8 protein-coding genes and 3 pseudogenes are annotated in these 6505 nt (G+C 66.3%); 6 read left to right on the top strand and 5 right to left on the bottom strand.

Translation table 11 applies throughout. The features are described 5' to 3' along the window. Window positions 1-830, bottom strand: a pseudogene (locus AWC07_RS05085) (PE family protein); the annotation flags it as partial. A gap of 112 nt (window positions 831-942) precedes the next feature. Between AWC07_RS05085 and AWC07_RS29690 the strand changes: the two are divergent. Continuing rightward, window positions 943-1048 (top strand): annotated as a pseudogene (locus tag AWC07_RS29690) (type II toxin-antitoxin system VapC family toxin); the annotation flags it as partial. A 16-nt stretch (window positions 1049-1064) separates the two neighbouring features. Here AWC07_RS29690 and AWC07_RS05080 read toward each other — a convergent pair. After that, window positions 1065-2009 (bottom strand): ERCC4 domain-containing protein, encoded by a 945-nt coding sequence (locus tag AWC07_RS05080; RefSeq protein ID WP_036411806.1) that lies wholly within the window; start codon window positions 2007-2009, stop codon window positions 1065-1067. Between the two features lie 103 nt (window positions 2010-2112). On the opposite strand from AWC07_RS05080, the gene AWC07_RS05075 reads away from it, so the two are divergent. Continuing rightward, a complete protein-coding gene (locus AWC07_RS05075) occupies window positions 2113-2361 on the top strand; it encodes an AbrB/MazE/SpoVT family DNA-binding domain-containing protein (protein WP_036411807.1) in 249 nt (82 codons plus the stop codon). 2 nt (window positions 2362-2363) lie between these two features. After that, window positions 2364-2759, top strand: coding sequence for a PIN domain-containing protein (locus tag AWC07_RS05070; protein WP_244187491.1), 396 nt, complete (start codon window positions 2364-2366; stop codon window positions 2757-2759). A gap of 125 nt (window positions 2760-2884) precedes the next feature. On the opposite strand, the gene AWC07_RS05065 is transcribed toward AWC07_RS05070, so the two are convergent. Both AWC07_RS05065 and AWC07_RS05060 read right to left on the bottom strand, forming a co-directional pair. Beyond that, the gene (locus AWC07_RS05065; protein ID WP_036411810.1) at window positions 2885-3175 is read right to left on the bottom strand and encodes a hypothetical protein; all 291 of its coding nucleotides are present in this window, start codon (window positions 3173-3175) and stop codon (window positions 2885-2887) included. A gap of 142 nt (window positions 3176-3317) precedes the next feature. Next, window positions 3318-3857: a GNAT family N-acetyltransferase gene (locus tag AWC07_RS05060; RefSeq protein ID WP_036411812.1), complete on the bottom strand. Its 540-nt coding sequence runs from the start codon at window positions 3855-3857 to the stop codon at window positions 3318-3320. Window positions 3858-4648: 791 nt separating this feature from the next. On the opposite strand from AWC07_RS05060, the gene AWC07_RS27425 reads away from it, so the two are divergent. Continuing rightward, window positions 4649-4996, top strand: coding sequence for an SHOCT domain-containing protein (locus AWC07_RS27425; protein ID WP_036411813.1), 348 nt, complete (start codon window positions 4649-4651; stop codon window positions 4994-4996). 44 nt (window positions 4997-5040) lie between these two features. On the opposite strand, the pseudogene AWC07_RS05055 reads toward AWC07_RS27425, so the two are convergent. Next, a pseudogene (locus AWC07_RS05055) lies at window positions 5041-5277 on the bottom strand (hypothetical protein); the annotation flags it as partial. Between the two features lie 198 nt (window positions 5278-5475). Here AWC07_RS05055 and AWC07_RS05050 point away from each other — a divergent pair. After that, window positions 5476-5712, top strand: coding sequence for a hypothetical protein (locus AWC07_RS05050; protein ID WP_036411817.1), 237 nt, complete (start codon window positions 5476-5478; stop codon window positions 5710-5712). Between the two features lie 450 nt (window positions 5713-6162). Then, on the top strand, window positions 6163-6505 hold a 343-nt coding region (locus AWC07_RS05045), incomplete at its 3' end, for a PE family protein (protein WP_139829547.1).

The raw sequence follows: 6505 nt of genomic DNA, 5'->3' as shown, positions 1-6505 counted from the left end.
GGCGTTACCGCCGGCCCCGCCGACGCCACCGCTGCCGTACAGCCAGCCGCCGGCGCCGCCGGCCCCGCCGGTCCCGCCGGCCTGCCCCATCACGCCGCTGGCGCCGCCGATGCCGCCAGTGCCCCCGGCCCCGCCGTTGCCGATCAGCCAGGCCTGATCGCCGGCCCCACCGGCTCCGCCAGCGCCGGCGCTGCTGCCGGCGCTCCCGTTGCCGCCGGCAACGCCAGCGCCGTAGAGCAGCCCGCCGTTGCCGCCAGCCCCGCCGGACTCACCGGTCCCGCCAGCGACGGCGGGCCCGCCGTCGCCGCCCCTGCCGCCGTTGCCGATCAGCCCGGCGCTCCCGCCCGCCCCACCGGGGTGGCCAGTCCCGCCGGACCCGCCGGTGCCACCGTTGCCTAACAAGATCCCGCCGGGCCCGCCGGGCAGGCCGCTGCCCGCCGGCGCGTTGGCGCCGTCGCCGATCAGCGGGCGCCCCAACAGCGCCTGAGTGGGCGCGTTGACCAGATTCAGCAGGTCTTGCTGCACGGTCTGCAAGGGTGAGGCGTTGGCGGCCTCAGCGGCCGCATACCAGTTCCCGGCGGTGTTCAACGCCTGCACGAACTGCTCATGAAAACCCGCCGCCTGCGCGCCGAGCGCCTGGTATGCCTGGGCGTGGCCGGAAAACAACGCCGCGACCGCCGCCGACACCTCGTCAGCGCCCGCGGCCAGAACCGATGTGGTCGGAGCGGCCACCGTCGCGTTGGCCGCTGTTATCGCCGAACCGATATTGGCCAAATCCGTAGCTGTCGCCACGCCACTAGCGCCGCCGGCGCCGCCACCACAAACGACATCACTAACTCCTCGCGCCGTCAGCGCCTGGGCGCTACCCATCCTCATCCGGTGCAACGGTATCGCTATCCGGGTGGTGGCATCGGCGCTTTGTCCGTACCCAAACCTGGCGGATTGGGCTTGCATGGGCGGGCCGATGCGGTGTCCAACCACCGTCGTGTCACCGACTGAAGCCGCATTGGCCGATTCAGCACCCGCAGGCCTCGTCGAGGTGCGGTAGTCACTGGCGATGCGCATCAATGAGCTCGGTGCCACGCCTGCAGAATCTCCGGGCGCAGCCGCCCCCGGTCGGACACCGGCAGGCCGACACTTTTTGCCCACGCGCGTAGTTGGGCACTGCTGGGCTCCGGGCTAGCCGCAGGCGGTTCGAAAACCGTTGCGGCGTCGGCATTGTCGACGAACCAGGCCAGAGCGGCGGCAAGATAGCGGTAGGTGTATTCCTGGGCGAGTTTGCGGGTTTGGCAGAACACGATCGGCACCGTCGGGAAGCTGATCTGTAACTCGGCGAGTCCGTCGGCGACCGCGGCTGGGCGGGCGTAGCTCAGCGCAAAGATCTCCGAATACCGCTCCTCGATGACCACCGCGGCCCGGGGTAGCGCCGCCAGCTCGGTGAGCTGGTATTTCAGCGTGCCATTAAGCACCCCAGAGGTGAAGTCCGACAGCGCTTTACGCTCGACCGCCGCGACGAGCTGCCCGGCTAACTTGAGTCCGTAATCGCCGCAGGGGAGTGCTTCACGCGTTGTCCGGGCGGGTTTGTCGGCGAAGTTGTAGGGGTACCGTTCGTGGGCGTCAACGACGATGTGGAGTTCTGGGATGCCGGCGGCACGAGCCGTGGGGGTGCGCACGCCCGGCCGGGACTGTTTGCGTGTTTTGGGGCTTTGCCAGAACACCACCTGGCGGCCGCGCGCCACGGTGTGCACCAGTTGGGATCGGTTCTCCCGCGAGCGGGCCGCGACAACGTCGATGGCCGCGCCGCGGCGGCTGCAGCTGCGCAGCTCGACCCGGTCGACGACGACGGCGTCGTCGGGCCAGTCGGCGATGTCGAGCCGATGGCAATACAGCGCCTTGGTGCGCGGCCACACATCCGACGTGGCGAACACCAGGCCCGCTCCCACCGGCACCCGGATCAGGTAGGGAAGTCGGGAACCGGTGTCTGGGTTGACGGCGATCAGCAGCTCCACAGGTTGTGAGGGTACGGCTGGCTTGAGGACGGGTGAAGGAGGCACTCGGGCGCACCTATCGCCGGAGATATCCTTACCTTATTTATTGAGTAAGGAGCGCGATATGGAGGCTGCGGCCAAGATGACGTCGAAAGGGCAGGTGACGGTTCCCAAAGCGGTGCGTGATGCGCTCGGCCTGAAGCCGGGGGATCAGGTCGTCTTCCGGATTGAGGGCAGTCGAGCGGTGTTTGCCCGCACACCGGACTTTCTCTCCCTGGCCGGTACGATCGGCGTGCCGGCGGCGAAACGCAATGTTGCCTGGGATGAGGTGATCCGCCGCACGAGGACGAAACGGGCTGCGGGTCGACGTTGAGCGTGTTCGTCGACACGAACGTCCTGGTCCGACACTTGACAGGCGACCCGCCAGACATGGCAGCACGGGCGACTGCCTGCCTGGCGACCACGCCGGATTTACTCCTGACCGACCTGGTCGTCGCGGAAACGGTGTACGTGTTGGAGTCGTTCTATGAAACGCCCCGCGACCAGATTGCTCAAGCGATGCGGTCGCTCGTTGGTTTCGGCTCGATACTCTGCGTGGACTCGGCCCTTCTGCTGCGCGCGATCGAGGTCTACGAGAGCGAACGGATTGACTTCGCGGAGGCGTACCTCGTCGCCTGCGCTGAGAGCACCGGGGTCGGCAAGGTCGCGTCCTTCGATAGGTCCATCGACCGGATCAAGACGATCGAGCGGATCGAGCCGCCGCCGGTGTGATCCGCAAGTTTGCCTTGTTAGGCCGGTGAGCTTACTCCCGGCCGATCGACCGCAAGCAATTGGTCGCGGGTGGCTCGACTTAGAGCGCGGTGAATAAGCCCGGTAAGCACCACCGCGATTTACGCTTATCGGCTGGGAACGATGACCCAATCGGCCGGGCGGGCAGCGTGCTGGTGTTGATGACCGCCAGTTTGCGGGACTTCCGCCGCGCGTTCCTCGCTGCAGCGTTCTCTGGGGAATTGTCCGGTTTCATGGCAAAGGTGACTGATGGTGACTGCGACCAGATAGAGAAGGTGGCCCATGACCGGGTACACCGTCATCGACGTCGAAACGAGGTACCAGCCGTTCATGCCGACGGTGTCCGGAACGGTGAGCCAGGCGTGGTAGCCGCCGAGCGGTACCGGCACCAGGATCACGGAACATCGGCCAAATCGCCACGCAGGTAGACGGTCCGGCCGCCGCGGTGGATGCGGTCGGCGAGTTCGACCACCACCACGTGGTATCCGCTCTGGCTGAGCCGGAACGCCAGGGCTGGCCCGAGACTATGACACGACGCGCTCAGCGCGGGACCTTGGCGTAGAGCAGGCTGTCGCTCGGCTCGGGCCCGATGGTCGGGTAGACCGCGTAGCGATTCAGGCGGCCCTCCAACGCGAAGCCGGCTCGCTGCAGCAGGTGGGCCGACCGCTCGTTGTCGGCATGGCAGGTGGCCCAGACGCGGTACACGCCGGGGTCGGCGGCCAGCTCGGTCAGCAGTACCCGCAGCGCTTCGGACATGAGACCCATGCCCCACCATGCCCGTCCCAGGCAGTAGCCAATTTCGACGGAATGGCGTGCCTGACGCCGGCAGCCGATGAGGCCGACGATGCCGTCGCCGTTCCGCAGCGCGATAAGCCAGGTCCGCTCGTCGTTGCCGACATTGAAATGCTCGGTGATCACCCGTCGCGTCTCCACGACGTCGGGATGCGGTGTCCACAGCAGATACCGGGTGACCTCGGGATCGCGGGCAACCCTCTCGTACAGCGCGTCGGCGTCGTCGAGCCGGGGCGGCCGGAGCAGCAGCCGCGGCCCGACCATGCGGTCAGGTGGGTAGTTGGTCATCGTGTCTGCCCGTCACTAGAGCCCGAGCGCGCGATACGTGCGGCGGACGAATTTTTCTCCTCCGTGGGCGCACCGTTGTCCACCAAACTGGTTGTGCGGCTTGATCAAACACATCGGTGGTTACGTGGCGCTTGACTCGGTGCTTACCGCGGATGGGTGCATCACCTCGTCGACAACAAATACTATGCGGCGCTGCCATCCGTCCTCCGATTGGTGGACACATCAACGTCCTCCGATCGACGGATGGTGGTCCCACCCCTCTGTGGGATACGCATGCTCCCCAATGTAGTGAAATATAAACAATCGATCGATTAAATAGAGAGGAGGTGAGCACATGGGCACGAGATTATGTTTCGTGACGAGGAGGCCGCGTATGCAGTGGTCGCCTTCGTTGTTGGTGGACTCTCCGAGTGAGACTCTGACCAGCTACCTCACGTAGTGGGATCGCCGGTGCCAGCGGGATCTTTGCTGACGCGTACGTGAGTCCTGCTGGCGCCGAGCATCACCAACAACATCCGCAACCCCAGACGCACAACACGGATTCCCCGGGTTTGGCCGGGGCTGCTGACCGGCGCGGCAGACAGACTACTAACCGTGCTCGGGTGACCAACCCACCGACGTGGGGCGTCGTCGGGTGGCTCAGCCCATCGGGTCGACCATCAATACCGCGAATTCAAAATCGTTGCGTCACAAGACTTTTTCCCTGATGCTGGGATCGGTGGCGACCCCTCGTTGTCGGCTTGCCACAGCAGCGCTTCGACCGACAGCGAACCGGGAGGAGGAACACCCGAATGACAACCAAGGTCGTGGTGTTGGTGATCGGTGGGATGGTCGCGCTCACGCTCCTACTGCGCTATCTCGCGCTGAGCCGAGCCGGCATGCCGGTGGGCTGGATGCTCTACCTGGGATTGCCCATCACAGCCGCGGGCGTGCTGTTTGCGCTGCGGCTCGTCAACCTCGGCGCGGAGTGGGGCAAACAGGAGCGCCGCGGCGGCCTACGGTCGCGTCCGCACGCGCTTCCGTTGTCCATCGTGCCCGTCTCCGAACGGCTGCGGGAGCTCGAGGACCTGCGCGGCAGGGGCGCGATCTCGGACACGGAGTACTCCGCGCGGCGTCTCGACATCATCTCCAATGGTTGAGGCGATGACTTCGTTTGCCGCGCACTGCCCGCGCACCGTTTCAACATCTGGTCGAGCGGACCGCGCCCGGTGACGGGAATCATGCCGCCGGAGAACACCAGCTGCGACATGACCGCCACCACGAGCAGCGGCATGAATTGTTCGTTTGATTTGGCAACAGCCGACAACGCCAGCCTGAGCATCGCCGAGGCGACGCAGGTCAAAGCGACGTCGGCGAACAGCTTCAGACCAGGCTTACCCAACACAACGGCACCCTGGGTCGGGCCACCCTTGCCCATCAGTTCCCGGTCCCGTGCGGGGACGCCGCGCATGCGGGAAAAACCGGGGCTGGCCGCCCGCTGAGGCCGGTGTCGTCTTGGCGCGGGGCGTCAGTCGATCAGTTTGGTTATGGGAGCCCGTTTTTCGGGGCCGTGCCGTGTTGCTACGAGCACGAGGGTCCGACTCGATCCGATCCCACTGGGCTCCCGCGGGCGCTGCACGTGGAGCGCATCGCGGCACTGGATCTGGGCAAGGCCTCGCTGGTGGCGTGTGTGCGAGTGCTGCACCCGTCGAAGCCGGGACGGCGGATGCAGGAGGTCCGTGAGTATGCGACCACGACCGCGGAGTTGCTGAACATGGCGGTGTGGTTTCGCCGGTGGCGGGTGTCGCGGGCGGTGATGGAATCCACCGGCGACTACTCGAAGGGCGTGTATTACTGCTGGAGGCCGAGGGCTTGAATCGCTGGCTGGTCAACGCGACGGCAAGAATGTCAAGGGCGGGCCAAAACCGACAAACTCAACGCTGTCTGGCTGGCCAGAGTCGGCGAGCGGGGGATGTGCGCACGCTCGCTGGTGCACCCGCCTGAGATTCTCCGGTTACGGGATCTGACCCGGTAAGCACCACCGATGTGCTGACCCACGCGTGGGATCTCGTCGCTGCCATCGGCCAGCCAGGTGTCCGCGCGTGGATCGCGCCCGTTGCGGTGCAGGCGGGGTGGGTGCTGCTGCGTTGAGCGAGGTGGGCAGCGCGGTCTCGAGCGGGCCGGTTGAAACCGGAATTATGGGAAAACCTGGGATTTGGCAGCCCGTTTGGCGATATGATCCGCTCCTGCCCACGGGTCGAGGATGACCCGGGCATCTCCCGGGTTGTCCTGGCTTATTGGGTCATGACCTAGTGGGAGGTGTCAGATGTCGTTTGTGATAGCGGCGCCGGAGGCCATCGCGGCAGCGGCCACGGATTTGGCGGGTATCGGTTCGGCGATTGGGGCGGCCAACGCCGCGGCGGCGGCCAACACCGAGGTGGTGCTGGTCGCGGGCGCCGATGAGGTGTCGGCGGCCATCGCAGTGCTGTTTGGGGCGCACGGCCAGGCCTATCAGGCGCTCAGTGCGCAGGCGGCGGCGTTTCATGCCCAGTTTGTGCAGGCGCTGACCGCGGGTGCGGGGTCCTATGCCAGCGCCGAGGCCGCCAGCGCCGCGTCAATAACCAGTCCGCTGCTCAACGCGATCAACGCGCCCTTCCTGGCACTGACCG

Source organism: Mycobacterium gastri (assembly GCF_002102175.1).
Taxonomy (GTDB): Bacteria; Actinomycetota; Actinomycetes; order Mycobacteriales; family Mycobacteriaceae; genus Mycobacterium; species Mycobacterium gastri.
Note: the sequence above shows the minus strand (reverse complement) of the source record. Positions and strands in the feature narration are given on the sequence as shown.

What these genes read in the sequence shown, in the direction of transcription:
- AWC07_RS05075 (WP_036411807.1), top strand. Translation starts at nt 2,113, where the DNA reads ATGGAGGCTGCGGCCAAGATGACGTCGAAAGGGCAGGTGACGGTTCCC.
- AWC07_RS05060 (WP_036411812.1), bottom strand. Translation starts at nt 3,857, where the DNA reads ATGACCAACTACCCACCTGACCGCATGGTCGGGCCGCGGCTGCTGCTC.
- AWC07_RS27425 (WP_036411813.1), top strand. Translation starts at nt 4,649, where the DNA reads ATGACAACCAAGGTCGTGGTGTTGGTGATCGGTGGGATGGTCGCGCTC.